This window comes from Neisseria sp. HMSC075C10, from assembly GCF_001815615.1.
GTDB lineage: Bacteria > Pseudomonadota > Gammaproteobacteria > Burkholderiales > Neisseriaceae > Neisseria > Neisseria subflava_A.
This window is the reverse complement of record NZ_KV821220.1, coordinates 1-1229: the sequence shown is the minus strand read 5'-3', so window position 1 is coordinate 1229 and position 1229 is coordinate 1. Positions and strand designations below refer to the sequence as shown.

2 protein-coding genes are annotated in these 1229 nt (G+C 39.1%); both read left to right on the top strand.

The window, feature by feature from the left end; genetic code table 11:
* Positions 1-826: hypothetical protein (locus HMPREF3047_RS00010; protein WP_283127023.1), on the top strand; the 826-nt coding region annotated here is incomplete at its 5' end.
* A 39-nt stretch (positions 827-865) separates the two neighbouring features.
* On the top strand, positions 866-1207 hold the full coding sequence (locus HMPREF3047_RS00005; RefSeq protein WP_210399743.1) for a hypothetical protein: 342 nt from the start codon (positions 866-868) through the stop codon (positions 1205-1207).
* Positions 1208-1229: the final 22 nt, after the last annotated feature.

Below are 1229 nucleotides of genomic sequence, written 5' to 3'. Positions count from 1 at the left end.
GCAAGTAATAATTTTTATCAAGAAGGAGATGAGTGTGAAATTTTTAGCTGCTTTGCTGTGGCCGGCCATGTTGCTGCCCATTTTGTCTCATGCTGATAGCGGCATTCAGACGGTCTCTGTTTCTCAAGCATATGCGGATGACGCAACGGGCTGCGGGCAGCTTTATCCTGTAGAGAGCTTCGAGAATTTGTTCAGACAGATGGCCGGCACGCTGCATAGTGCCTGTTTGCTTGATATGCCACCTGAAGATTTAGCGAAAAAGTGGCAGATTCCCGTGTACCGGCGCTATCTGCGGCTTTCCGGCCGTTTGCGGCCTGACGGAGAAAAACAGGCGGTACTCAGATGGAAAGACAAGGCAGAGCGGCAGAAATGGCTCAAACACAGGCGGCGTAAGCTAAAACGGCCGACCGACGGCTTTACGGTAGTGCATCAGACCAACTACAACGGCAGTACTTTTTTAGAAATCGAAGCAACGCCTGATTATTTAAAGCATTACCGTTCGTTGTTTCCTGACAACCGTTATCCCGAGGATTTGCCCCTGCCAAGCATTGGTTGGCATCCAATGTTTAGACCGATATTTTGTTCTGATTCTGCTGTAAGTTTTGGAAAATCATTAAAGGATATTGACAACTTAGAAAAATCATTAGAGGCTATTGACAACAACGGTCATATTAAGAATTTTCATGCAAGATTGTCTATTCATGATAGTGTATCTCTATACTTTATGCATGATAACCAAGAAAATATGAGATGTAGCAAGGAAATATCTTATATTCAATATAAAAAAAATTATTTATATAAAAAAAATTATTTTATCACCAATTAAAATTAAAAATTTACTCAAACAATTAATAGGAGAATTATTATGGCAACAGTTCAAAATGCACAAATTCGGCAGCATTTTATTCGCATGTGCATGCCTAAAAAGGAGATTGATAGCATCATGCGGGATAATGTTATTATGCAAAAGACTCATATTTTTATCAATAAATGGGGGCTATCAAGTATTCGTGGCGATCATCATGTTCCAGCCACTTATACAACGAGAAAATTAAAAGAAGACATTGAATACCGTGAGATGGTATTTGGAAAAGATTATCTTACGGCTTCTGATTATGCCCATGAAATCGAGCATGGTATTTCTGATACTGTTTATAGACTAGATCTTGCTGATAAGAGAAATCCAACAAAAAACCTTAGCAAGTAATAATTTTTATCAAGAAGGAGAT

Excerpts from the sequence above, each read along its gene's own strand:
- HMPREF3047_RS00005 (WP_210399743.1), top strand. The coding sequence starts at position 866 with ATGGCAACAGTTCAAAATGCACAAATTCGGCAGCATTTTATTCGCATG.